At 66.6% G+C, this 23435-nt stretch carries 22 protein-coding genes and 1 tRNA gene; 5 read left to right on the top strand and 18 right to left on the bottom strand.

The window, feature by feature from the left end; all coding sequences use genetic code 11:
* Positions 1-80 precede the first annotated feature (80 nt).
* The 9 genes from ACNSTU_RS06860 to ACNSTU_RS06820 form a co-directional block, all read right to left on the bottom strand.
* Positions 81-2009 carry a hypothetical protein gene (locus ACNSTU_RS06860; protein ID WP_418212192.1) on the bottom strand — a complete coding sequence of 643 codons (1929 nt, stop codon included), beginning with the start codon at positions 2007-2009 and terminating at the stop codon, positions 81-83.
* Between the two features lie 333 nt (positions 2010-2342).
* A complete protein-coding gene (gene ychF, locus ACNSTU_RS06855; RefSeq protein WP_290636731.1) occupies positions 2343-3434 on the bottom strand; it encodes a redox-regulated ATPase YchF in 1092 nt (363 codons plus the stop codon).
* Between the two features lie 25 nt (positions 3435-3459).
* On the bottom strand, positions 3460-4059 hold the full coding sequence (gene pth, locus ACNSTU_RS06850; RefSeq protein ID WP_290636730.1) for an aminoacyl-tRNA hydrolase: 600 nt from the start codon (positions 4057-4059) through the stop codon (positions 3460-3462).
* 29 nt (positions 4060-4088) lie between these two features.
* Positions 4089-4805, bottom strand: a complete 717-nt coding sequence (locus ACNSTU_RS06845) for a 50S ribosomal protein L25/general stress protein Ctc (RefSeq protein ID WP_290636729.1) — start codon at positions 4803-4805, stop codon at positions 4089-4091.
* Positions 4806-4959: 154 nt separating this feature from the next.
* Positions 4960-5898: a ribose-phosphate diphosphokinase gene (locus tag ACNSTU_RS06840; protein WP_290633864.1), complete on the bottom strand. Its 939-nt coding sequence runs from the start codon at positions 5896-5898 to the stop codon at positions 4960-4962.
* A 51-nt stretch (positions 5899-5949) separates the two neighbouring features.
* Positions 5950-6024 (bottom strand) — tRNA-Gln (locus ACNSTU_RS06835).
* A 4-nt stretch (positions 6025-6028) separates the two neighbouring features.
* Positions 6029-6916, bottom strand: coding sequence for a 4-(cytidine 5'-diphospho)-2-C-methyl-D-erythritol kinase (ispE, locus tag ACNSTU_RS06830; protein ID WP_290633862.1), 888 nt, complete (start codon positions 6914-6916; stop codon positions 6029-6031).
* Complete coding sequence (gene lolB, locus ACNSTU_RS06825) at positions 6906-7520, bottom strand: lipoprotein insertase outer membrane protein LolB (RefSeq protein ID WP_290633854.1); 615 nt, start codon at positions 7518-7520, stop codon at positions 6906-6908. The genes ispE and lolB overlap by 11 nt, the downstream gene beginning before the upstream one ends.
* Entirely contained in the window at positions 7520-9277 is a 1758-nt protein-coding gene (locus ACNSTU_RS06820) for a tetratricopeptide repeat protein (protein WP_418212191.1), read from the bottom strand. The genes lolB and ACNSTU_RS06820 overlap by 1 nt, the downstream gene beginning before the upstream one ends.
* Positions 9278-9568: 291 nt before the next feature.
* Between ACNSTU_RS06820 and hemA the strand changes: the two genes are divergently transcribed.
* Both hemA and prfA read left to right on the top strand, forming a co-directional pair.
* On the top strand, positions 9569-10834 hold the full coding sequence (gene hemA, locus ACNSTU_RS06815) for a glutamyl-tRNA reductase (protein ID WP_290636689.1): 1266 nt from the start codon (positions 9569-9571) through the stop codon (positions 10832-10834).
* Positions 10835-10855: 21 nt separating this feature from the next.
* Positions 10856-11950, top strand: coding sequence for a peptide chain release factor 1 (gene prfA, locus ACNSTU_RS06810; RefSeq protein ID WP_290633848.1), 1095 nt, complete (start codon positions 10856-10858; stop codon positions 11948-11950).
* Here prfA and ACNSTU_RS06805 read toward each other — a convergent pair.
* The 6 genes from ACNSTU_RS06805 to ACNSTU_RS06780 form a co-directional block, all read right to left on the bottom strand.
* Positions 11947-12789: a metal ABC transporter permease gene (locus ACNSTU_RS06805; protein ID WP_290633846.1), complete on the bottom strand. Its 843-nt coding sequence runs from the start codon at positions 12787-12789 to the stop codon at positions 11947-11949. The two genes, prfA and ACNSTU_RS06805, sit on opposite strands and share 4 nt — an antisense overlap.
* Positions 12786-13565, bottom strand: a complete 780-nt coding sequence (locus ACNSTU_RS06800; protein ID WP_290633844.1) for a metal ABC transporter ATP-binding protein — start codon at positions 13563-13565, stop codon at positions 12786-12788. The genes ACNSTU_RS06805 and ACNSTU_RS06800 overlap by 4 nt, the downstream gene beginning before the upstream one ends.
* The gene (locus ACNSTU_RS06795; RefSeq protein WP_290633842.1) at positions 13562-14434 is read right to left on the bottom strand and encodes a metal ABC transporter solute-binding protein, Zn/Mn family; all 873 of its coding nucleotides are present in this window, start codon (positions 14432-14434) and stop codon (positions 13562-13564) included. Before ACNSTU_RS06795 ends, ACNSTU_RS06800 begins: the two co-directional genes overlap by 4 nt.
* 134 nt (positions 14435-14568) lie before the next feature.
* On the bottom strand, positions 14569-15000 hold the full coding sequence (gene dksA, locus ACNSTU_RS06790; protein WP_290633840.1) for an RNA polymerase-binding protein DksA: 432 nt from the start codon (positions 14998-15000) through the stop codon (positions 14569-14571).
* Between the two features lie 192 nt (positions 15001-15192).
* On the bottom strand, positions 15193-16281 hold the full coding sequence (locus tag ACNSTU_RS06785; RefSeq protein WP_290633838.1) for a 3-deoxy-7-phosphoheptulonate synthase: 1089 nt from the start codon (positions 16279-16281) through the stop codon (positions 15193-15195).
* A gap of 89 nt (positions 16282-16370) precedes the next feature.
* Entirely contained in the window at positions 16371-17552 is a 1182-nt protein-coding gene (locus tag ACNSTU_RS06780) for an AAA family ATPase (RefSeq protein WP_290633836.1), read from the bottom strand.
* Between the two features lie 199 nt (positions 17553-17751).
* On the opposite strand from ACNSTU_RS06780, the gene ACNSTU_RS06775 reads away from it, so the two are divergent.
* Genes ACNSTU_RS06775 through ACNSTU_RS06765 form a run of 3 tightly spaced genes read left to right on the top strand, consistent with a single transcriptional unit; the run spans position 17752 to position 19606 of the window.
* Complete coding sequence (locus tag ACNSTU_RS06775; RefSeq protein WP_290633835.1) at positions 17752-18018, top strand: Trm112 family protein; 267 nt, start codon at positions 17752-17754, stop codon at positions 18016-18018.
* Positions 18019-18021: 3 nt separating this feature from the next.
* Entirely contained in the window at positions 18022-18861 is an 840-nt protein-coding gene (gene prmC, locus ACNSTU_RS06770; protein ID WP_290633833.1) for a peptide chain release factor N(5)-glutamine methyltransferase, read from the top strand.
* A complete protein-coding gene (locus ACNSTU_RS06765; protein WP_418212190.1) occupies positions 18854-19606 on the top strand; it encodes a HesA/MoeB/ThiF family protein in 753 nt (250 codons plus the stop codon). Before prmC ends, ACNSTU_RS06765 begins: the two co-directional genes overlap by 8 nt.
* Before the next feature lie 4 nt (positions 19607-19610).
* On the opposite strand, the gene hslO is transcribed toward ACNSTU_RS06765, so the two are convergent.
* The 3 genes from hslO to gatA are packed head-to-tail and all read right to left on the bottom strand — an operon-like array spanning position 19611 to position 23417.
* Positions 19611-20501, bottom strand: coding sequence for an Hsp33 family molecular chaperone HslO (gene hslO, locus ACNSTU_RS06760; protein WP_290633829.1), 891 nt, complete (start codon positions 20499-20501; stop codon positions 19611-19613).
* 3 nt (positions 20502-20504) lie between these two features.
* The gene (gene gatB / locus ACNSTU_RS06755; RefSeq protein ID WP_290633827.1) at positions 20505-21941 is read right to left on the bottom strand and encodes an Asp-tRNA(Asn)/Glu-tRNA(Gln) amidotransferase subunit GatB; all 1437 of its coding nucleotides are present in this window, start codon (positions 21939-21941) and stop codon (positions 20505-20507) included.
* A 15-nt stretch (positions 21942-21956) separates the two neighbouring features.
* The gene (gene gatA, locus ACNSTU_RS06750) at positions 21957-23417 is read right to left on the bottom strand and encodes an Asp-tRNA(Asn)/Glu-tRNA(Gln) amidotransferase subunit GatA (RefSeq protein ID WP_290633825.1); all 1461 of its coding nucleotides are present in this window, start codon (positions 23415-23417) and stop codon (positions 21957-21959) included.
* Positions 23418-23435 lie beyond the last annotated feature (18 nt).

Raw genomic sequence — 23435 nt, 5'->3', positions numbered from 1 at the left:
ACGCAACCTATGTTTTGGGCTGAGGGCGTTCACTGTAGGTGAACGGCCGTGACGCGCGTCACGTCAAGGCGGTAACCGCCTCAGCGTGACGCCTGGGCGCAGGCCAGTGCGCCCGAGAAATCCTGACTGCCCGCGCCGGCGGACGCGGGATCCTGGCCACCGTTGTCGCGAATCTCCTGGCAGCGCTCGCTGGGCATGGCTGTCGAATTGGCGAACGGGCCTGCGAAATCCACGTGGTAGCCGATGCTCAACATAGCGTTGGCGCCACCCTCGAACACATCCGGGTGGTCGCCGGTGCCATCGTAATCCACGTTCTCCGAAACCGGCTGGTGATACCCGACGCTCGCCTGGATCTGCCATTTCGGCCCGAAGTGGTAGCCAGCGCCGATCCGCGGGTTCACGAACAGGGATGTTGCCGTGAGGTCTTCCTCGCGGAGTTCGTAACGCTGCCCCTCGACGCCGAAGTCGGCGCCAACGGAGCCGTAGAACGCGCCCAGGAGATGCCGGCGATACTCGATGCCGGTACGCAGGCGAAAGGCCATGCCACCCTCGACCTCGTCCCCCTGAAACGTGCCGTCACCGAGCACACCGATACCGATGTCCACGCTGGTCCACATGCCATGCAGGGAGGCGTTGTTCCGCAGAAAGGCGAAATCGGCAACGAAACCCAAATCCAGGTACGTGGGCTCGCCGGCGTCGGTGTCCTCGCCATTGGTCAAGGTCGAGGTTTCCTGTCCGACACCGAAACGCCCGAAGACGCCCGTGTACGGGATCTCGCGGACCTGGTCGTAGGCGTCCGCACCGGCGTCCACCACCAGGTCGGCGCGGGTCGTGGTGCGCTCGTCTTCGGGCAAAGCGAGGCACGAGTCCCCCACATCCCGGACCCGGCCCCAGCCCATGTCCTCACGCTCACCGTCAATGACGCGCGTCACCCGCACAACGGCGCCGGGGCGGAGGTTTTCCTGATTGCCCACCGTCATCTCCACGGCGCCGTTGTCGGCCGACAGGGCCGGCGCGGCCACGGTGAAAGCGTCATCGTCTTTCAGACGGACATTCAGCGCCGTCACCGTGTCACCGAAGGAGGCGGCGTAAGCCCGCTGGAATATGGCCTGGGCATCGCTCCGGCGGGGGCGTGAGCGCGTCGTGACCGAGGCACTGCCGGAGATCTGCTGCGCCCACGCTTCCATGAAATTGCCCGGCTCGGTGTCGATGACGTTGTAGACCTCGAACTGCTCGCCGTCGAAGGCGAACACGGCCAGCCGGGTGTGTACCGGGGCGCTCAGCGACGTGCGGTAGACGTAATACGTGGTGCCGTCGGCCCGTTCGCGCTGGATCTGCTGGATGGTGAACCGGCCGCCGCGAATCGGCGGAATATGGTAGGCGAAGGTGTACGCGGAACTCAGCAGCCCCTCCAGCACGTCGGCCGGAATGCCCGCTTCCCTGGCACGCTCCTCGATGAAGCGCGTCTGCTCCTCCCGCGGCATCTCGTCGTACCGGGCCTGACGGGATGCCGCCATCAGTTCCGCCAGCGGGTCCGCAATCTGGTCGTTGAGATAGCCTTGCAGGTGCGTGGTGAACGCCTCTAGGTCACCGCCGGCCGGGAACTGGTAGGCATCGACCCAGGCGTCGTCGATCTCGGTGACGTCCGTGGCGGTCTCGATGCGCGTGCCGTCGGCGGAGAGCATCAGGCGGTCGTAGCGCGCGGGGATAATGGCCGGCATGTTATCGGCCAGCACCGCATCCGCAAGCCCCTGGGGTAACGACACCGACCACGCTCCACCGTCACGGCAGTCCCGCTCGTGCGGGCAGTAGCGCACCGGGAATCGGTAGCTGGTCTCTTCCAGCCCGACGGAATTGATCCCGAGAATGGCCTGACGTTCAGACTGCTCGAGTTCGCCACTCTCGACGACATCCACGCCGTTATCGTCACCGATGGCAATGCTACTGCCCGCTATCAACAAGCCGGCACCCAGACACAGGCGCCGCAGCCCACCCTCACTCACATTCATAGGTGCCCCATACAATCGTTCGTTCTGGTTTTCTCAGCCGCTGCCAGCAGCATTCTTCGTTGAATGCGAGCGCGCATTCCCCCGTGGTGGTTCCTGGCTGGCAGTCCTGCCGCGCCGTATACCGGCGTCTGTTTGCTTATGGACAGCGACGCTGGTGTTCCCGCAACACCGGTGTCGCAAAATAGAGACTATCCACCGCGCGACGGGATGGAAAGGGGATCCGGAGAGCAATCGCAAGGCTTGCGACACGGGTCACAAATCAGAAACGCACCCATGTCGCTGCGCCGATTTACTAGTATGAGGCCGGCGGCCATCGCCGGGGGTACAGCCCCTTCAGACGTTGAAACGGAAGTGGATGACATCGCCTTCGTGGACGATGTACTCCTTGCCTTCCAGGCGTGTCTTGCCCGCGCTCTTGGCGCCCGCTTCGCCGCCACAGGCGATGTAATCATCGAAGCCAATCACTTCGGCACGGATGAAGCCGCGCTCGAAGTCCGTGTGGATCCGGCCGGCGGCCTGGGGCGCGGTATCGCCCTTGAGAATGGTCCAGGCGCGGACCTCCTTGGGCCCGGCGGTGAAGTAGGTGCGCAGGCCAAGCAGATCGTAGCCGGCCCGGATCAGGCGGTTCAGTCCCGGCTCGTCCAGCCCGTACTCGGCCAGAAACTCGTCCCGGTCCGCTTCGTCGAGCAGCGACAGCTCCGCCTCGATGGCGGCGCACAGGACCACCACACCGGCCTGCTCCCGCTCGGCCATCTCGCGCAGCCGGTCCAAATGGGCGTTGTTGTCGAAGCCGCCCTCGGTGACGTTGGCCACGTACAGCACGGGCTTGGCCGTGAGCAGGTGGAACTCCCGCACCAGGGCCTGCTCCTCCGGTTCCAGGTGCAGCATGCGCGCCGGGTCGCCCTCGGCAAGATGGTCCCGCAGGCGCTTGAGCACATCTCGACGGCGCATGGCTTCCTTGTCGTTGGACTTGGCCTGTCGCTCCGCCTTCTGCAGCGCCTTCTCGACGCTGTCCAGGTCCGCCAGCACCAGCTCGGTGTTGATGGTTTCCACGTCGTCCACCGGGTCCACCCGGCCGGCCACGTGGTGGACGTCGCCGTCCTCGAAGCAGCGCACCACGTGCGCGATGGCGTCGGTCTCGCGGATGTTGGCGAGAAACTGGTTCCCGAGCCCCTCTCCCTGGGAGGCGCCGGAGACCAGACCGGCAATGTCCACGAACTCCATGGTGGTTGGCAGCACGCTCTCGGGACGCACGATCTCCGCGAGCTGGTCGAGGCGCGGGTCGGGCACCGGAACAATGCCCACGTTGGGATCGATGGTGCAGAACGGGTAGTTCTCAGCCGGGATCTCGTTGCGGGTCAGTGCGTTGAAAAGGGTCGATTTACCCACGTTGGGCAGGCCGACGATGCCACATTTGAAGCCCATGACGCCTCTCGATTGGTCGGTGGAATCAGCTCTCGGGTTTTCGCGAGTGAAGCCGCTGCACGGCCTTGTCGGCGTTGCCTTCGAACACCAGTGTCATGGCGTCGGCGGCCTCGTCGACCGCTTCGTCAATTGCGCGGCGATCCCCGGGGGACGGGCGGCTCAGCACGTAAGGCACCACGTCGTCGGCGTGGCCGGGATGGCCGATACCGATGCGCAGTCGCTGGAACTCGCGCGACCCGAGGGCTCGAATGGTATCCCGCAGACCGTTGTGCCCCCCGTGCCCGCCACCACGCTTCCAGCGGACCGCGCCCGGGGGCAGATCCAGCTCGTCGTGCGCGACCAGTACGGCCTCCGGGGGAATGCGGTAGAAATTGGCCACCGCGGCAACGGCCTGGCCACTGCGGTTCATGAAGGTCAGCGGTTTGAGCACGTGACAGCGCACACCGGCAATCTCCACCCGCGTCGCTTCACTACGAATACGGGGTTCCTGCCGAAAGGCGCCGCCACAACGCCGGACCAGTTCGTCAACGAACCAGAATCCGGCGTTGTGGCGCGTGCCAACATACTTGTCACCCGGGTTTCCAAGCCCGACGATGAGCTGGATCGCGGTCTGCTCACTGGCCATAGCGGAAACCCGTGGTGGTCTGCAGGCGATCAGCCCTTGTCTTCGTCACCTTCGTCGGCGGAGCCGGCATCCTCACCGCCGCCGGCGTCTTCACCGGCGTCGCCGGCATCGGCAGCGGATTCCTCGGCTGCCTCTTCCTCGTCGTCTTCGGCCTTGGCGGCACGCGGCTGCACGATGCTGACCACCGGATGGTCGTGGTCGTGCTCGTCACCGCCATGGGCGAACGCTTCCAGCTCCACGCCCTTGGGCACGTCGAGCTGGGACAGGTGCACGGAATCGCCGATATCCAGGTCGGCCAGGTCCACTTCCAGGTACTCCGGCAGATCCTTGGGCAGGCAGTTGATGGCGACCTCGATCATGTCCTTGTGGATCACGCCACCGGCCTTGACGCCCTTGCAGGTGTCCTCGTTGAGGAAGTGCACCGGCACCTGGGTGGTCAGCTTCTCGTTGGCCTTGATTCGCATGAAGTCCAGGTGCATCACCAGATCCTTGTAGGGATGGCGCTGCATGTCTTTCAGCACGGTCTGCTGCTTCTTGCCGTCCACCTCGAGCGTGATGATCTGCGAGAAGAACGCCTCCCGCTCCATGAGCTTGGTCAGCTCGAACAGGCTCACCTTCAGCATTTCCGGCTTCTTGCCGGCGCCATAGACAATGGCCGGCACGGTCTTGACCTTACGCAGGCGGCGGCTCGCACCCTTCCCTGCGTCCGTGCGCGGCTCGGCACTCAGTTTCAGTTCAACGGACATGATTTCGTCTCCATAACGAATGAAACCCGAACCTCTCCGCGACCAGAGAGGATCGGGTGAAAGAAAACCTGTTGACACCGTAGGAGCGGCGCGAGTCGCGACACGCCGACTCTCTGGAACCGTCGCGGCTCGCGCCGCTCCTACACAGCCTTGTTCATTCCACGAACAACTCGCTCACCGACTCGTCGTTGCTGATCCGGCGAATGCTCTCCGCCAGCAGCTCGGCGATGCTGACCTGCCGGATCCGCGGACAGGCTTCCGCCTCGTCGCTGAGCGGGATGGAATCGGTGACCACCAGTTCGTCCAGCTCCGAAGCGCCGATCTTGTCGATCGCCTTGCCGGAGAGAACGGGGTGGGTAATGTACGCCACAACCCGCTCGGCGCCATGCTCCTTGAGCGCACGCGCAGCCTGGCAGAGGGTTCCGGCGGTATCCACGATGTCGTCGACGATGATGGCGGTCTTGCCCTTCACGTCGCCGATGATGTGCATGATCTGCGCCTCGTTGGCCTTGGGCCGGCGCTTGTCGATGATGGCGAGATCGGCGTCCCCGAGCCGCTTGGCCACGGCCCGGGCGCGCACCACGCCGCCTACATCGGGGCTGACCACGACCTTCTCCGGATACACCTGTCGCCAGATATCGCCCAGCAGGATGGGCGAAGCGTAGATGTTGTCCACGGGGATGTTGAAGAATCCCTGGATCTGGTCGGCATGGAGGTCGACCGTGAGCACCCGGTTGATGCCGGAGGCCTGGATCATGTCCGCCACCAGCTTGGCGGAGATCGGCACGCGCTGGGAGCGCGGCCGGCGATCCTGGCGGGCGTAACCGTAATAGGGCACCACCGCCGTGATCCGCGCTGCGGAGGAACGCCGCAGAGCGTCAGCGATGATCAGCAGCTCCATGAGGTTGTCGTTGGTCGGAGCACAGGTGGGCTGGACGATGAAGACGTCCTTGCCGCGCACGTGCTCGTCGATCTCGACGTTGACCTCGCCGTCGCTGAACTGGCTGACCACGGCGTAGCCGGGGCGGATGCGCAGATGCTCGTTGATTGCGGCTGCGAGTTGCGGGTTGGCGTTACCCGCAAAGACCATCATGTGTCCGTTTTCAGTCACGCTGATCCCGCTCGTGTGCGATCCGGAATGGAATGGCTGGGGTGCCAGGATTCGAACCTGGGAATGACGGGATCAAAACCCGTTGCCTTACCGCTTGGCTACACCCCAGAAGTCAGTCGGCTCCAACGTCTTTCGCGGCCATGGCGTCGAGGCGGTCAAGCAATGGCGACCGGTTCAACCCTCGGGCAACGAAGCCACGCCATCCTTCAGCGTTCGCCTGCGCCCAGGCCGCGTCCGCTTCGGCTTTGCTGCCGCACGCCAGGAACACGCATGCGCCCGTTCCCGTCATCCGCGGCTCGCCGAAGGCGGAGAGCGTTTTCATCGCACGGGCAACGACCGGATACCGTCTCCGCACGACCGTTTCGAAATCGTTTCTAGACCCGCCTGAGCGGAAGTCGGCTATTGTGATGGGGGCTGAATTCCTTGTCAATTCCGGCGCCTGAAAGACCGTTGCGGTGCTGACCTGGCATTCGGGTGCCAGCACCGTAAACCATGGCCTGTCCGGCTGCTCAGGACGGAGCACCTCGCCAACCCCCTCGGCCCAGGCGGCCTCGCCGCGGACAAACACCGGAACATCGGCCCCCAGCGTCAGGGCGATCGCGGCCAGCGCGTCGCCATCCAGCGCGCAGCCCCAGAGGTGATTGAGCGCCACCAGCACCGTGGCCGCATCGGAGCTGCCGCCGCCGACCCCCCCTCCCGCCGGCAGGTGCTTGTCCACCCGCAGGTCGACTCCGGAGCCGGCCGCAGCGTACGGCTGCAGGGCCCGCGCCGCGCGCACGGTCAGATCGGCGCTCTCCGGTACGCCGGCAATATCGTCTGTGCGCACGATACGGCCGTCCTGCCGCACGCGGAGATGGACAGTATCGACGCGGTCCAGAAACTGAAACAGGGTCTGGAGCTCATGGTAGCCATCCGGCCGCCGGCCGAGCACATGCAGAAAGCGGTTCACCTTCGCCGGCGCCGGCCAGGCACTCCACCGGCCCCCGGACTCAGATGTCACTGCCACCGGTGTCCCAGTCACGGATATGGGCACGCAGGCTGACCCCCTCCCCCTCGAGGGAGAGCCGCACGGGCAGGTCCAGCGACCCCACGGTGTCGTACGCGGTGTACTCGATGGTCCAGCCGGCCTGCTCCATGCGCTCGATCCGCCCGTGGCGGTCCAGCTCCATGGACGCCACGTCCATGCCCGGGGCGGGGACGCCGCGGAGCCACCAGGGCAACACGGCCACCGGCAGATCGAAACCGGTGTAGCGGAACAGCAGCTCGGAGGGATCGGCGGCGCTGTCGGTGACCCCGTCGGAGGTCTGCAGCACAACCCCCTGGTCGTCGCCCTGCAGCCGGAAACTGCCCGCCCCCATGGGTGCGCGCAGATCGAGGCGGTAGGCCTCGCCCGCCTGGCGCCAGTCCATGCTCAGGCTGGCGCGGTCGTCCGGCGTGGTGATCCCGGCGCGGCCGCTGGCCTGCCAGACGGACACCGCCTCCAGCCGCTCCGTGCGCTCCTCGAGCAGCGCCTCGCGGGCGTCGTGGTCACGCTCGGGCACGGCCGCGCAGCCGGCAATCACAACAGTGGTCAGGGGAATGACCAGGCGGCGCAGACTACGCATTACTGCTCCTTCACGTCGGGGGCGAGCCGCTCCAGGGTCTCAAGCAGGACCGGATGGTCCGGCTCCCGCTCCAGGGCTTCCATCCAGACATCCCGCGCGCGATCTCGTTCCCCATTTTCCCAGAGAGCCTCGCCGAGGTGTGCGCCGATCTCGCCATCGGGCTGTTTGGCGTAGGCCCGCTCCAGGTATTCGACGGCCTCGGCATGATTGCCGAGGCGGTAGTGGGCCCAGCCCATGCTGTCGAGAATCGCCGGATCGTCCGACTCCAGTTCGTAGGCCTGACGAATGTATTCGAACCCTTCCTGAACGCGATCCGTCATGTCCACGAGGGTGTACCCCAGTGCGTTCAGGGCGTGGGCGTGGGAGGGGTTCTGTTCGAGGATCTCCAGCAGGTCGGCCTCCGCGGCGTCCACATCACCATCCGATGCATGGACGAGCGCACGGCCATAGCGCAGCTCCAGGCTGTCCGCGTGGTTGTCCAGGGCCTCCGCATAGAGCTGACGGGCATCATCGAAACGCTCCGCCCGGCGAAGCATGTCACCCTGCAACAGGTAGGCGCGCACAGCGTGCTCCGGAAACCGGGACCGGTAGTCGTCGAATGCCTCGCCAGCCCGGGAGTAACGCTGCTGCTCCCCGAGGATCACGGCATGACGCAACGCGGCCTGGGCCTCGTATTCACCATCGACCCGGGTGTACCAGTGGGCAGCCGCAGACCGGTCACCCGCGTCCTCGGCAATGCGCCCCAGGAAATAATGCGCCGCGCCGACGCGCTCACCGAGATCCAGCAGTGCCTGAAAGTAGCGCCTGGCTTCATCCGGGTAACCCGCCTCCAGGGTGAGAAGCGCTGTGGCGTAGAGGGCGTCACCGTTGTTCGGGCGCTCTTCATGAAGCCGTTCGAACTCATGCAGGGCGCGCTCCTCGTGGCCCGCGTCCAGCAGTGTCCGCGCGAAGTCGAGACGGAGCTGCCAGTCGTCAGGATAGGTCGCCAGCGTGTCATCCAGCACCGCCAGGGCGCGCTCCGTCTCGCCGACGCCCAGAAGCGCTTCGGCCTTGATGATGCGCAGGTCGCGATCGCTGGGCTCCAGCGCCAGGGCCTCGTCGGCCGCCTCCAGCGCAGTCACCGGCTCGCCCGCTTCCAGGGCCAGCCCGGCGAGCAGACGGTATCCGGCGACCTCGCCCGGGTGATCATCCACCAGCCCCTGCACCACCGACAGCGCCGCACGCCGGTCCTGCACGCCGCCGAGGGCTGCTTCCATACGTTCGAACACATCGGCCGGCGAATGGTCACCGGCCTCCAGCAGGCGGCGCAGGTGTTGACGGGCCATATCGGCTTCGCCGGCGCGCAGATAGAGAAAGCCGAGAATCTGGTGCAACTGCGGCGTGGGCTCATCCAGCAGATCGGCCCAGCGCTCAGCGGCAGCCAGGGCCCTCGTTTCGTCGTCGGCATACATGGCGAGCTGCGTTGCCTGCTCGGCCACGCGCGGATCACTGGTGAGCTCCATGGCCTGATGCCACGCCACCAGCGACTGGTCCAGGTCGCCGGCGGCGCCGGAGAGGTGCGCCACCATGACCTGGTAGAGCAGGTCCTCCTCGGGCGCCGGCACCGGCTCCGAATCCAGGATTTCCGGCCGCGGCTCATCCACCGTACGGACCGGTTCACGGTCGGCCACGCTGGCACAGCCAGCCAGCGCCAGCACAGCCAGCACCACTACAAAGCGCGCCAGTACCGGCAGGCCGTCCCGTTCCGCCACAGTCATTCGCCCCCTGTTCCTCACCAGTGCGCTCCCGCGCCACCTCCGAGTGCAATCCGTCACCTACTATACCCGCCCGCCCGCGACCGAGACAGGGTGGGCCACCGGGGCAGCAACCACACCTTGTATTCCAGTCGCGAATTCCCGACAATCTGCACGCCTCACGGCCACCCTCGCTCCGGCGGGGTCAACCGGCCTGCTACGGTGCGAGTTGCGAGGCCTGGTGCTGTATCATGACGGCATCAGCCGATACGCCAGCCGGGACAGCCCATGCCCGCGGATACGTCCGGATCATCGATGCCACTGTTCACCCTTGGACTCAGTCACAAGAGTGCACCTCTTGAGGTGAGAGAGCGGCTTGTCTTCGACGAGGCGCAGGTGGGGCGTGCGCTGGAAGGGCTCAAGACCCGTGCCGGCGTCCGGGAGGCGGCGCTGATCTCCACCTGCAACCGCACCGAGATCTATACCGTGCTGGGCGAACACGCCTCGCCCAACACCGTCTTGCAGTGGCTGGCGGAATCCCACGCCGTGGATCCCGCGTGGCTCCGCCCCTATCTCTACATGCACCAGGACGCGGACATGGTACGCCACCTGCTGCGGGTGGCGCCCGGCCTGGACTCCCTGGTGCTGGGCGAACCGCAGATCGGCGGCCAGACCAAGGCCGCCTATAATGACGCCATGAACGCCGGCACGCTGGGGCAGGTGCTCGACCGGCTGTTCCAGCATGCCTTCGCCGTCTCGAAACAGGTGCGCACGGAGACAGGCATCGGCTCCAACCCGGTCTCTGTTGCCTTCGCGGCGGTGACCCTGGCGCGGCAGATCTTCGGCGACCTCACCGGTTACACCGGGCTGCTGGTGGGCGCCGGCGAAACCATCGAGCTGACAGCCCGCCACCTGCACGACCAGGGCATGCGGCAGTTCATCGTCGCCAACCGCAGCCGCGAGCGGGCACGGGATCTCGCCGACCGCTACGGTGGACAGGCCATTGAGCTGGGTTCATTGCCGGACTACGTCGAACAGGCGGATGTGGTCATCGCCTCCACGGCCGCTCAGCTACCCGTTCTGGGCAAGGGCAGCGTCGAGCGGGCGCTGAAGCGCCGCAAGCACCGGCCGATCTTCATGGTGGATATCGCCGTGCCCCGGGATATCGAGCCGGAAGTGGGCGATCTGAACGATATCTACCTCTACACCGTGGATGATCTCCAGGAAGTCATCCAGGAGAACCTGCGCTCCCGCCAGGACGCCGCGCAGCAGGCGGAAGAGATCATTGATCTGCAGGTGGAGCGGTTCCAGGAATGGCTGCGCAGCCTGGACTCGGTCCCGGTGATCCGGCGCTACCGCGACCAGGGTGCGGCGCACCGGGACGAGGTGCTGGCACGGGCCAGGCGCCGCCTGGCCCGCGGCGAGGACCCGGACGCGGCGCTGGAGTACCTGGCGCACACGTTGACCAACCGGCTGCTGCACCAGCCCACGGTCCGTCTGCGGGAAGCCAGCGAGAACGGCCGCACCGATCTGCTGGAACAGGGCCGGTTCCTGCTCGGGACCGACGACGATCAGAACTGAGGCAACGAAGGTGCATCACCGTTGAAGGAATCCATTCGCACCCGGCTGGAGCAGTTGCAGGACCGTTTCGAGGAGCTGAGCGGTCTGCTGTCACAGCCGGAGGTCATCCAGGACCAGCGGCAGTTCCGCGACCTCTCCCGGGAGTACGCCCGGCTCGAAGTGCTCGTGGACACGTTCCGGCGGTTCCATGCGGCGGAGGAGCAGCTGGCCTCCGCCGAGACCATGCGCCAGGACAGCGATGAAGAGATCCGGGCCATGGCAGACGACGAGGCAGAGACCGCGCGCACCGCCCTGGAAGAGCTGGAGCGCGAGCTGGAGATTCTGCTGCTGCCGCGGGACCCGAACGATGACGCCAATATCTTTCTGGAGATCCGCGCCGGCACCGGCGGGGACGAAGCGGCACTGTTCGCCGGCGATCTCTACCGCATGTACGCGCGCTACGCCGAGACCCAGGGCTGGCGCATGGAGGTGATCAACGAAAGCCACGGGGAACAGGGCGGTTACAAGGAGATCATCGTGCGGCTCATCGGCGACGGCGCCTATTCGCGCCTGAAGTTCGAGTCCGGCGCCCACCGCGTCCAGCGCGTGCCGCAGACGGAATCCCAGGGGCGGATCCATACCTCCGCGTGCACGGTCGCGGTCCTCCCCGAAGCGGACGAACTCGAGGATGTGGCGATCAACAGCAACGACCTGAAGGTGGACACCTTCCGGGCGTCCGGCGCCGGTGGCCAGCACGTGAACAAGACCGACTCGGCCATCCGCATCACCCACCTGCCCACCGGCATCGTCGTGGAATGCCAGGAAGAACGCTCCCAGCACAAGAACCGCGCCAAGGCGCTGGCGTTCCTGCAGGCGCGCCTCACCGATGCGCAGCGCTCGCAGCAGGAGGCGGAGCAGTCCGAGCAGCGCCGGTCACTGGTGGGCAGCGGCGACCGTTCGGAGCGGATCCGCACGTACAACTTCCCTCAGGGTCGGGTGACCGATCACCGGATCAACCTGACCCTGTACAAGCTGGAAGCCGTCATGCAGGGGGATCTGGATCCGGTGATCGGGCCGCTGATTCAGGAGCACCAGGCCGATCAGCTCGCATCACTGGCGCGCGGCGCAACGGCCTAGGCCCGCTCGCGGTCACGCAGAAGTCGCGACTCCCGCAGCACGGTCCCGACGCGGACCAGCACCAGGACGGCGATGCCGAACAGCACGATGGCGGGCCCCGAGGGCAGGTCCAGCCAGTAAGAGCCGGCCAGCCCACCAGTGGACGTCACCAGCCCCGCGAGAACGGCGACCACCAGCACCATGAGGAACCGCTGCGCCAGCATCAGGGCAATCATGGGCGGAATGGTGAACAGGGCGATAAGCAGAATGATGCCCACCACCTGGATCAACATGATCACCGACAGCGCCACCAGCACCAGCAGCAGCGTCGTCATCCACTTCACCGGCGTGCCCTGAACGGCGGCGAAGGTTTCATCGAAGGCCACGGCCACCAGCGTGCGGTAGAATAGCGCCATCACGGCGACGACCCCCACTGTCAGCAGCGCCAGCAGCACCACGTCGCCGCGCGTGACCGTGAGGATGTCACCGAACAGGTAGGTCATGAGATTCGGCGCATAGCCCGGTGTCAGGTGAATGAACACGATCCCCGTGGCCATGCCGCCGGCCCACAGCACCCCGATCAGCGCATCCTGGGAGCGGGCCCGATGCTCGCCCAGCCAGCCCAGCAGCAGCGCCGCCAGCACGGCCACCACGACGGCACCCACCAGTGGCTCCACGCCCAGCCAGTAGCAGAACCCCAGCCCGGCGAACGCCGCGTGACTGATCCCCCCGGCAATGAACACCAGCCGTTTCACGACGACGAACGTGCCGACGGTGCCGGCGAGGACACTCGCGAGCACCGCCGCCATGAGGGCGTTGCGGGCGAACTCGTAATTCAGCAGGGTCAGCAGCTCGCTCATGATCCCACCGCATCCTCGGAGTGGTCATGCAGCACCCGGTGCGGCACACCGTGGGCAATGAGCTCCACCGGGCAGCCGTAGGCCTCGGCGAGGTCGGCGTGGCTGAGCTGCCCCGAACCATGGTAGTAGAGCTGCCGGTTGACGCAGGCGATCTGCCGGACCTGGGATGCGAACGCGGTGATGTCGTGGGTCACCACCACGACCGGGATGTCGCGATTGAGCTCTTCGAGCACCTGCCCCAGCACCTGCCGGGTTTCCGCGTCCACGGAAGCGGTGGGCTCATCCAGCAACAGAATCCGAGGCTCCCCCACCAGGGCCCGGGCGATCAACGCGCGCTGAAGCTGGCCGCCGGAGAGGTCAGCAATGGGCGAAGCAGCCCGCTGCGACAGGTGCAGCCGCTCGAGAATGGCATCCACGGCGCGGTGGTCCGCCTTGCCGTACCGCCCGAGCAGCCCGCCGCGGCCGAGTCGGCCCATGAGCACGGTATCCCGCAGCCGCAGCGGGAAGTTCTTGTCGAACGTGGAGAACTGGGGCACGAAACCGATGTCGCCCGGACGAATGCCTGTCGGCCACCGCACCATCCCCCGCCAGGGCGTCTCCAGCCCGAGAATCAGTCGCAACAACGTGGTCTTGCCGCCCCCGTTGGGGCCAATAATGGCAAGGAAATCGCGTCGGCCAATACGCAGATCCACGTCCTGCAGCACCGCCTCGCGCTCGTAGCCGAAAGTGAGCCCCCTGACCTCCAGAACCGTTCCGGCATCCGCGGTGACGCTCATGAGTCCACGGCCTCGCGGATGGCCGCTCCGATTTCGCGGAGATTCTTCAGCCAGTCCTGCGCCAGGGGGTCGGCCACCTTCACCACTGCATCGATCTCGCGGGCGATGGTATTGGCACTGCGCTCGGAGAAACCGCGCTGGACGAAGATCACGTCGATGCCCTCGTCCTTGGCTGCGTCGATGAATCGGGCCAGTTCCGCCGGGGACGGATCCCGGCCACCAGACTCGATGGCCACCTGTTCGAGCCCGTAATCCCGAGCCAGATACCCCCAGGCAGGGTGGTTCACAACGAACCGGCGCCGTTCCAGCTGCCCGAACAGGGTCTGGAGTTCGTCGTCCAGTGCATCAACATCGCTCTGGAACTGCTGGAGGCCGGCGCGGTAGTGCTCGGCACCATCCGGATCGACCTCGGTCAGCGCATCGGCAACCCGCTCCGCCGCCGACCTCATGATCCGGGGCGACACCCACAGGTGTGGATCCGTCTCGCCGTGGGAGTGGTCGTGGTGATCCGCATGATCATCCATGGCCATGAGCTCCACGCCGTCCGCCAGATCCACCACCCGCACGTCGCGGCGCGCATCCTGGACATGCTGGACGAAGCGCCGCTCGAAGGCGAGATCCGGGTGCCCGACCTTGAAATACACGCGGGCATCGTCAAGGGCCATCATCCGCCGCGGCGAGAGGGAGAATGTATGGGGCGACTGGCCCGGCTCGATCATGATGGAAACCTCGACCCGGTCGCCCCCGATCGCCTCCACCAGGTAGGCCTGGGGCGGCACGCTCACCGTCACCGGGACGGCGCTCAGCACGGCGACAGGAAAGCACAATACGAGCGCGGCGACGGCGCGCCGGAGTATCAACGGGCACATGGCAGGCGATTCATCTGGCTGATCAGTTAATGCAATATGATAACATTAACCAGCCACCTTGTCGCTTCACCCGCAACGCAAACGGGCCGCCACACACGTGACGACCCGCGAAAACCGACCGCAGCAGCACCCAGTCAGGCGACGCGCTGCTTCTCCCGGATCTCTTCCAGGGTCTTGCAGTCGATACACAGCGTGGCCGTGGGGCGCGCCTCGAGTCGGCGCAGCCCGATCTCCACTCCGCACTGCTCGCAGAAGCCGTAGTCATCCTTGCGGATCGCTTCCAGCGTCTGGTCGATCTTGCGGATGAGTTTCCGCTCCCGATCGCGGGTGCGAAGCTCCAGCGCGAACTCCTCTTCCTGGGTTGCGCGGTCCGCCGGATCGGCATAGTTGGTGGCGTCGTCACGCATGTGGTGCACGGTGCGCTCTACCTCTTCCTGGAGCTGCCGCTTCCACGCCATCAGCAGCTGCCGGAAGTGCTCCAGCTGCTCGGTGCTCATGTACTCTTCGCCGTCCTTCGCCTGGTACGGCGCAAAGTCTTCAACCGGCATTCTGTTCTTGTCGTTCATCACTGACTTCCTCCATCGTTCATGCCCCTCCCGGGGCATCCCGACCTATTCATCCCTGCCAGGGCATCGGGAGTCGGGGCTGCACGCTCACGCACCCCATCATCATCTCCGGCCGACGTTGTCGGCCGCTCGCGCCATCCGGCCTTGCTGTCTTTATATCAGCGTGGCTGGAGCGGCGCAAAACCCGTTGACTCACCCAGTGCGCTCCGACAGGACGCTCTGCAGCCGCTCCGCCATGTCGCGCACCGCCTGCTCGGTGGTTTCCCAGTCGATGCATGCATCGGTGATGGAAACCCCGTACTGCAGGTCGGAGACATCATCGGTGAGCTTCTGGTTCCCCCAGTTGATATTGCTCTCCACCATCATGCCAACCAAGGACCGGTTCCCTTCCGTGATCTGATTCACGAGATTATCCAGCACCAGCGTCTGCAACGCCGGATCCTTGTTACTGTTGGCATGGCTGCAGTCCACGACAATATTCTGAGGCAGCCCGGCATCCGCCAGCTCCTTCTCGCACAGAGCGACGCTCACGGAGTCGTAATTGGGCTTGCCGCCACCGCCACGCAGCACCAGATGGCCGTACCGGTTACCCCGCGTGCGTACGATGGAGCACTGCCCCTGGTAGTTGATCCCCAGGAAGCTGTGCGGATTCGCAACCGAATGCAGGGCGTTGATGGCCGTGGTGAGGTTGCCGTCGGTACCGTTCTTGAACCCGACCGGCGTCGACAGGCCGCTGGCCATCTCCCGGTGAGTCTGGGACTCGGTGGTGCGCGCGCCGATGGCGGTCCAGGTGATCAGGTCCGAGATGTACTGCGGAGTGATCGGATCCAGCGCTTCGGTGGCGGTCGGCAGCCCCATTTCGGCGAACTCCAGCAGCAGCTCGCGGGCGTTGTGCAGGCCCTCGTCGATGCGGAAGGAGTCATCCATGTGCGGATCGTTGATGAACCCCTTCCAGCCAACGGTGGTGCGCGGCTTCTCGAAATAGACCCGCATGACGATGAAGATGGAGTCCTTGACCTCGTCGGCGAGAGCTTTCAGGCGACGGGCGTAGTCCCGCGCAGCCTCGACGTCATGGATGGAGCATGGCCCGATCACCATGAAGATGCGCGGGTCCTTGCGATCGAGGATCTCCTCCACGCACTTGCGCCCGACCACGACCGTATCCCGTGCGGTTTCGGTCAGGGGCAGGTGACGGTGCACCTCTTCCGGGGTGGGCAGGAGCTCCTGAGAGACGACGTTGACGTCGTCGACGGAGCCATTGACGGCAACTGGATCGACCATAGGGGTTCACCTGAATTCCAAAGGCGTTACGGAACCCGGTATGGTAGCGAGCCGCGACGGGATTGGCTACGTATCGGGACTACTAATGATCAACATGCCGCCCGTTGAACGGCCTGGAACACGGCGCGGACGTCGCCATCCACCGCATCCACGACCACCCGCTCCACATCCGCCCGCGCCGGCAGCTCGAACAGCACGTCCAGCATCACCCGCTCCACCTCGCCGCGCAGCCCGCGCGCCCCCGTGTCCCGCGCAACGGCGTTGCACGCCAGCTGCTCCAGCGCTCCCGGGGTCACCTGCAGCTCGCTGCCTTCGTCGGCCACCAGCGCCGCCATCTGGCGAAGTGGGGCGTCCGGCGGCTCCACGAGCAACCGTCGCATGGCGCGGACGTCCACCGCGTCCAGTGCAGCATGGACGGGAAAGCGGCCTACCAGCTCCGGAATCAGCCCCTGTTGCAGCAGCCAGCACGCCGGATCGTCACCGGTACCGGCGACCGCCGGTCTGACGAACCCCGGCCCCGGCGAGGCGGTATCCACCGCTTGCGTGAACGCGCCGCCCGCCACGAACAGCACATCCCGGGTATGCATGCTCAGGCGCCCGCCGCGGGGCCCCGTTACCGGCAGCCGCCGCCCCTCCAGCAACTGCAGCAACGCCTGCTGTACGGCCACGCCGTTACCGTCCGCGTCCGCACCACCGAGCTTGTCGATCTCGTCGATGTAGACGATCCCGCGGGCGGCACAGGCCGGATCCCAGTCACAGTCGCGCAGCAGCGCCTGTGCGATGCTCTCCACCCCCTCCCCCACGTGTCCCGCGGGCGTCAGGGTCGTGGCATCCACAACCGCAAACGGCACGTCCAGGCAATGCGCCAGGGTCCGCAGCAGGTGGGTCTTGCCGCTACCCGTGGGCCCGGTCAGCAGCACGTTGGCCTTGCCGGGCATCACGCCGGTGTCGTGCATGCCGCGCAGGGCCAGGCGCTTGTAATGATTGTGGACCTGCACCGCCAGCACGCGCTTGGCCTGCTCCTGGCCCACCACGCGCTCGTCGAGCCAGCCGTGGATCCGGGCCGGCGCGGGCAGGCTTCGGATCCGGTCCCGCAGCCACGCCTGCCGCTGCTCCCGTACTTCGTCGTGCAGCACCGCGGCGCAGTCGCCGCACATCGCGGCATCGTGGCCCGCCACCAGCTCATCCACCTGCTCGGCGCCACGGCGGCAGAACGCGCAGACATCGTAGCTCGACTCCCGTTCCACGGGGCGAAATGCGGACAGATCCATGACCCGGCTCCCAGTTTCGTTACCCAGTTGAACGGCACCGCGCGCGGATTCTTGAGCCACGGCGCCGCAATGCGCCGCCACGAAGCAGCCCGCGCTCGTGTTGCGGCCGGCCGGCGCGCTATCATGAACGGCGTCACGCCGGCACCGCGCCGGCGGCAACGGGATATCCGACATACGCTGACTGCTGCGAGGCAAGACCATGGCCGTCGACCGCAAACTGCTGGACATTCTCTGCTGTCCGGTCACCAAGATTCCGCTGGAACCGCTCTCCCGGGACCGACTCGAAGCGCTGAACGCCGCCGTCGAGGAGGGCCGCGCACAGTATCAGGACGGCACGGCCGTGACCGGCCCGGTCACCGAGGCGCTGATCACCGAAAACGGCGAACGCATCTACTTGGTGGAGGATGGCATCCCCGTGCTGCTGGAGGAGCGGGCCCTGACCGCGCGCGGGCTCGGCTGGATCTGACCGGTGAGCGCCACGCCGGCAAGCCTGCTCCGGGATGCGCGCCAGCACCTTGACGGCCGCGAAGCCGACTGGCTGCTGATGCACGTCACGGGCGTATCCGGTGCGCAGCTCCGGGGCGCCGCCGAGGAACCGCTGGACGCGGCCACGGCCACCGCCTTTCGCGGCCTGGTGGCAAAGCGACGCAGCGGCATCCCGCTGGCCTACCTGATCGGAACACAGCCGTTCCGCGCCCTGGAGCTCACGGTCGACGAACGGGTGCTGATCCCGCGCCCGGAGACCGAGGAGCTGGTGGAGCACACCCTTGCTCTGGCGCCAGCCGGAACGCCCGTCAGCGTCGTCGACCTGGGTACCGGCAGTGGGGCCATCGCGCTGTCACTGGCGTCGGAACGGCCAGCCTGGACGGTCACGGCGGTGGACGCCAGCACCGACGCACTGGCCGTCGCTCGGGCGAACGCCGACCGGCTGGGGCTGCACGTGGACTGGCACCAGGGCGAGTGGTTTGCGCCGCTGGGTGGACGCCGCTTTGATCTCATTGTCAGCAATCCACCCTACGTGGCGGTGGGTGATCCGGAGCTGGATGCGGCCGTGGCCGCCCACGAACCGGCCGGCGCCTTGCTCGCCGGGCCTGACGGGCTGGATGCAATCCGGCGGATCGCAGCAGCAGCCCCGACCTACCTGATTCCCGGCGGCTGGCTGCTGCTCGAACACGGCCACCGCCAGGGTCAGGGCACCCGCGCGCTGCTCACGGAAGCCGGCTTCAGCGCGGTTGACACCCTTCGCGACCAGCACGGCCGCGACCGGTTCACCCGGGGTTGCCTGCAGGGGAGTGATGCCGATGGATGATGCGGACCTGTTGCGCTACAGCCGCCAGATCATGCTGCCCGACGTGGACATGGCGGGCCAGGAGGCCCTGTCCCGGGCCAGAATCCTCATCGTCGGCCTGGGCGGTCTGGGCTCCCCCGCGGCGCTGTACCTGGCCGCCAGCGGTGTCGGCACCCTCGTCCTCGCGGACGACGACCAGGTGGACCTCACCAACCTGCAGCGGCAGATTCTCCACGGCACACCGGATCTCGACCGTCCGAAGGCGGAGTCGGCACGGGACCGGCTGCACGCGCTCAACCCTGCACCGCGGATCGAACTCATCCAAGAACGCCTGGACGGGGACCGGCTGCACGAGGCGGTTGCAGCCGCGGACGTGGTGCTCGACGGGACCGACAACTTCGAGACCCGCTTCGCGGTCAATGCCGCCTGCGTGGCGACGGGCACGCCGCTGGTCTCCGGCGCCGCGATCCGGCTCGAAGGCCAACTGGGGGTCTTCCGGCCGGATCTGGAGGACGGGCCATGCTACGCCTGCCTGTTCCCGCCGGACGCCGACACGCCCCAGGAGACCTGTAGCGAGACGGGTGTGCTCGGGCCGGTGGTCGGTGTCATCGGCAGTCTGCAGGCCACCGAGGCGATCCGGTTGATCACCGGCTTCGGCACACCGGCCACGGGCCGGTTCACGCTCTGGGACGCGCGCACCGGCGAGTGGCGGAGTTTCACGGTGGAACGGGACCCCGCGTGCCAGGTATGCGGCGGACGGGGATGATCGCTCAGTGCTGGGTGTCGTCGGGCGGTGCGATGCCGCCATCACTGAACAACTGCTCCACGTCCACCGAATCAAAGCGGTAGGTGTGGCCGCAGAATTCGCAGCTGGCCTCGATCTCCCCCTGCTCGGCAATGATGCTCCGCGCCTCGTCGTAGCCGAAGCCCTGGAGCACGCCCGCCAGCCGCTCCCTTGAGCAGTGGCAGTTGAAGCGCACCCGGCCCGGCTCGAACAAGCGGATGTCCTCCTCGTGGAACAACCGACCGATGATCTCCCGCGGCCCCAGTTCCAGCAACTCCTGCTCGGTGATGGTGGCGGCCAGGTGCTCGGCGCGGTTCCACGCATCCGCGTCCTCGCCGGCATCCCCCGGCAGGCGCTGCATCAGCAGGCCGGCGGCCTGCTTCCCGTCACAGGCGAGCCAGACCCGGGTGGGCAACTGCTCCGACTGTGAGAAGTAGTTCTCCACCGCCTCGCCCAGACGCTCCGTCTCCAGGGGCACGATGCCCTGGTAGCGGTCATCGGTATCGTCCGGGTCAATGGTGATTGCCAGGTAACCCTGCTCGCACACGGCGTTCAACGGCGTGCCGGTGGCCGGGGCTTCCGCATTTTCCGCAAGACGCGCGATCCCGCGCAGATCCTGCTCGTGGGTGGCGCTGGCCACCAGCATGGGCAACGCCCCCTGCCCCTGCAGCTGCAGGATCAGCGACCCCCTGAACTTGAGGATGGACGACAGCAGTCCCGACGCCGCCAGCGCCTCGCCCAGCAGGCGGGTCACCGCATCGGGATACTGCCGCCGCGCGAGCACGTCCTGGAGGGTGCGGTCCAAGTGGATGAGCTCGCCACGCACGTTGGCGTGCTCGAACACGAACCGGTGCAACTGATCAGGAGTGGCGCTCATGCCTCAGCCGTCCAGCTTCTTCTTGAGCAGATCATTGACCTGCCCGGGGTTGGCCTTGCCCCTGGAGGCCTTCATCACCTGGCCCACGAAGAAGCCGAGCAGCTTGTCCTTGCCCCCCTTGTACTGCGCCACCTGATCCGGGTTGGCGGCGATGACTTCGTCGATCATGGCCTCGATGGCGCCGGTGTCGGTGACCTGCTTGAGACCGTGGGCCTCGATGACCGTGTCGGCATCGCCCTCGCCGTTCCACATGGCCTCGAACACCTGCTTGGCGATCTTGCCGGAGATGGTTTCGTCGGTGATGCGCTGGAGCATGCCGCCCAGTATCGCCGGTGTCACCGGGCTTTCAGTGATGTCCAGGCCGGCCTTGTTCAGCGCACCCGACAGCTCGCCCATGACCCAGTTCGCCGCCAGCTTGCCCTCGCCGCCAGCAGCATCGGCCACGGCCTCGAAGTAGTCGGCCAACTCCCGGCTGGCGGTCAGCACGGAGGCGTCGTAGGCGGACAACCCGTACTGCTCGACGAACCGCTGCTTCTTGGCATCCGGCAGCTCCGGCAGTTCGCTGCGGGCCTCGTCCACCAGGGCGTCGTCCACCTCCAGCGGCAGCAGGTCCGGGTCCGGGAAGTAGCGGTAGTCGTTGGCCTCTTCCTTGGTGCGCATGGAGCGCGTCTCGCCCTTGACCGCATCAAAGAGGCGCGTCTCCTGCACCACTTCGCCGCCGGACTCGATCAGGTCGATCTGACGCTCGACCTCGTGGTCGATGGCCTGCTGCACGAAGCGGAAGGAATTGACGTTCTTGATCTCGGCGCGGGTACCGAACTCGGTGCTGCCCCTGGGTCGCACGGACACGTTGGCATCGCACCGGAACGAGCCTTCCTGCATGTTGCCGTCGCAGATGCCGAGGTAGCGCACCAGCGAGTGCAGCTTCTTCATGTAGGCAACAGCTTCTTCCGACGAGCGGATATCCGGCTCGGAGACGATCTCCAGCAGCGGCGTACCGGCGCGGTTCAGGTCGATGCCGGTCACCCCCTCGAAGCCCTCGTGCAGGGACTTGCCGGCGTCTTCCTCCAGGTGCGCCCGGGTGACGCCGATACGCTTGGTGGTGCCGTCTTCGAGCTCGATGTGGAGCTCGCCGTCATGGACGATCGGCAGCTCGTACTGGCTGATCTGGTAGCCCTTGGGCAGATCGGGGTAGAAGTAGTTCTTGCGCGCGAACACGGAGCGCGGCGCAACGGTGCAGCCGGTGGCCAGCCCCAGCTTCACCGCCATCTTCACCGCGCCCTTGTTCAGCACCGGCAGCACACCGGGGAGCCCCAGGTCCACGGCGCAGGCCTGGGTGTTGGGCTCGGCACCGTAGGCGGTGGAGGCACCGGAGAAGATCTTGCTGCGGGTGGCGAGCTGGGCGTGGATCTCCAGCCCGATGACCGTTTCCCATTCCATCGTCGTCAAACCCTCTTACGCGAACGCCTCGGGAGCGCGGGTGTGCCAGTCGGTGACCTGCTGATACCGGTGGGCGGCATTCAGCAGCCGGCCCTCGTCGAAGTAATTGCCGATGAGCTGCAGCCCCACGGGGCGCCCGGCGCTGAAACCGGCGGGCACCGAAATGCCCGGCAGCCCGGCCAGATTCACGGCAATGGTGTAGATATCCGACAGGTACATCTTCACCGGATCGTCGGCGCGCTCGCCGATGTTGAACGCCACCGTCGGCGACGTGGGCCCGAGAATCAGGTCCACCTCGTCGAAGGCGCTCATGAAGTCGTCCTTGATCAGCCGGCGCATCTTCTGCGCCTTCAGGTAGTAGGCATCGAAGTACCCCGCGGACAGGGCGTAGGTGCCGACCATGATGCGGCGCTTGACCTCCGGGCCGAAGCCCTCCCCGCGGGAGCGCTTGTAGAGGTCTTCCAGGTCCTGCGGGGCGTCGCAGCGATAGCCGAAGCGCACCCCGTCGAAGCGTGAGAGGTTGGAGGAACACTCGGCCGGCGCGATCACGTAATAGGCCGGCACGGCCAGCTCGGTGTTGGCCAGGCTGATCTCGCGGAACTCCACGCCCAGCTTGCGGTACTCGGCGATGGCTTCGTCGATGACGCGGGCCACGTCGCCGTCCAGGCCTTCACCGAAGTACTCCTTCGGCAGCCCGACCTTCAGCCCCGTCAAATCGCCGTTCAGCGCCTCGCTGTATCGCGGCACCGGACTCTCCACGGAGGTGGAGTCGCGCGCGTCGAAGCCGGCCATGCCCTCCAGCAGCAGGGCGCAGTCCTCGGCCGTGCGCGCCATCGGCCCGCCCTGGTCCAGGCTGGAGGCGAAGGCGATCATGCCGTAGCGGGATACGCGGCCGTAGGTGGGTTTGAGGCCGGTGATGCCGCACAGGGCCGCCGGCTGCCGGATGGAGCCGCCGGTATCGGTGCCGGTGGCCGCCGGCACCAGGCCCGCTGCCACGGCAGCGGCGGAGCCGCCCGACGAGCCACCCGGCACGGCAGCCGTATCCCAGGGGTTCTTCACCGGGCCATAGAAACTGGTCTCGTTGGACGACCCCATGGCGAACTCATCCATGTTGGTCTTGCCCAGGCAGACCAGCCCGGCGTCGTTGAACCGCTCCACCACGTGAGCGTCGTAAGGCGCCTCGAAGTTGTCCAGCATGCGCGAGCCGCAGCTGGTGCGCACACCGCGCGTGCAGAAGATGTCCTTGTGCGCCATGGGCACGCCGGTGAGCGGTCCGGCGCCACCGGCCTGGCGGCGCTGGTCGGCGGCGCGGGCCGCGGCCAGCGCCTGCTCGTCGGTCACGGTGACGAAGGCATTGAGCTCGGCACCAGCGCCGCGGATGCGCGCCAGGCGGTCGCGGGTCAGCTCTTCGCTGGAGTACTCGCCGGCCTTCAGGCCGGCTGCCAGTTCGGCAACGGTCTTGCTCGTTTCGGACACGATGACGGCCCCGTAGTG

This window comes from Aquisalimonas sp. APHAB1-3, from assembly GCF_048323695.1.
Classification (GTDB): domain Bacteria; phylum Pseudomonadota; class Gammaproteobacteria; order Nitrococcales; family Aquisalimonadaceae; genus Aquisalimonas.
Note: the sequence above shows the minus strand (reverse complement) of the source record. Positions and strands in the feature narration are given on the sequence as shown.

Coding starts and splice junctions, on each gene's coding strand:
- ACNSTU_RS06785 (WP_290633838.1), bottom strand. CDS start 16,281: ATGGTCGATCCAGTTGCCGTCAATGGCTCCGTCGACGACGTCAACGTC.
- ACNSTU_RS06780 (WP_290633836.1), bottom strand. CDS start 17,552: ATGGATCTGTCCGCATTTCGCCCCGTGGAACGGGAGTCGAGCTACGAT.
- ACNSTU_RS06765 (WP_418212190.1), top strand. CDS start 18,854: ATGGATGATGCGGACCTGTTGCGCTACAGCCGCCAGATCATGCTGCCC.
- ACNSTU_RS06800 (WP_290633844.1), bottom strand. CDS start 13,565: ATGAGCGTCACCGCGGATGCCGGAACGGTTCTGGAGGTCAGGGGGCTC.
- dksA (WP_290633840.1), bottom strand. CDS start 15,000: ATGAACGACAAGAACAGAATGCCGGTTGAAGACTTTGCGCCGTACCAG.
- ACNSTU_RS06840 (WP_290633864.1), bottom strand. CDS start 5,898: ATGATGGTCTTTGCGGGTAACGCCAACCCGCAACTCGCAGCCGCAATC.
- ACNSTU_RS06820 (WP_418212191.1), bottom strand. CDS start 9,277: ATGACTGTGGCGGAACGGGACGGCCTGCCGGTACTGGCGCGCTTTGTA.
- hemA (WP_290636689.1), top strand. CDS start 9,569: ATGCCACTGTTCACCCTTGGACTCAGTCACAAGAGTGCACCTCTTGAG.
- ychF (WP_290636731.1), bottom strand. CDS start 3,434: ATGGGCTTCAAATGTGGCATCGTCGGCCTGCCCAACGTGGGTAAATCG.
- gatB (WP_290633827.1), bottom strand. CDS start 21,941: ATGGAATGGGAAACGGTCATCGGGCTGGAGATCCACGCCCAGCTCGCC.
- ACNSTU_RS06860 (WP_418212192.1), bottom strand. CDS start 2,009: ATGAATGTGAGTGAGGGTGGGCTGCGGCGCCTGTGTCTGGGTGCCGGC.
- ACNSTU_RS06795 (WP_290633842.1), bottom strand. CDS start 14,434: ATGTGCCCGTTGATACTCCGGCGCGCCGTCGCCGCGCTCGTATTGTGC.
- ACNSTU_RS06775 (WP_290633835.1), top strand. CDS start 17,752: ATGGCCGTCGACCGCAAACTGCTGGACATTCTCTGCTGTCCGGTCACC.
- lolB (WP_290633854.1), bottom strand. CDS start 7,520: ATGCGTAGTCTGCGCCGCCTGGTCATTCCCCTGACCACTGTTGTGATT.
- pth (WP_290636730.1), bottom strand. CDS start 4,059: ATGGCCAGTGAGCAGACCGCGATCCAGCTCATCGTCGGGCTTGGAAAC.
- ACNSTU_RS06805 (WP_290633846.1), bottom strand. CDS start 12,789: ATGAGCGAGCTGCTGACCCTGCTGAATTACGAGTTCGCCCGCAACGCC.
- hslO (WP_290633829.1), bottom strand. CDS start 20,501: ATGAGCGCCACTCCTGATCAGTTGCACCGGTTCGTGTTCGAGCACGCC.
- ACNSTU_RS06845 (WP_290636729.1), bottom strand. CDS start 4,805: ATGTCCGTTGAACTGAAACTGAGTGCCGAGCCGCGCACGGACGCAGGG.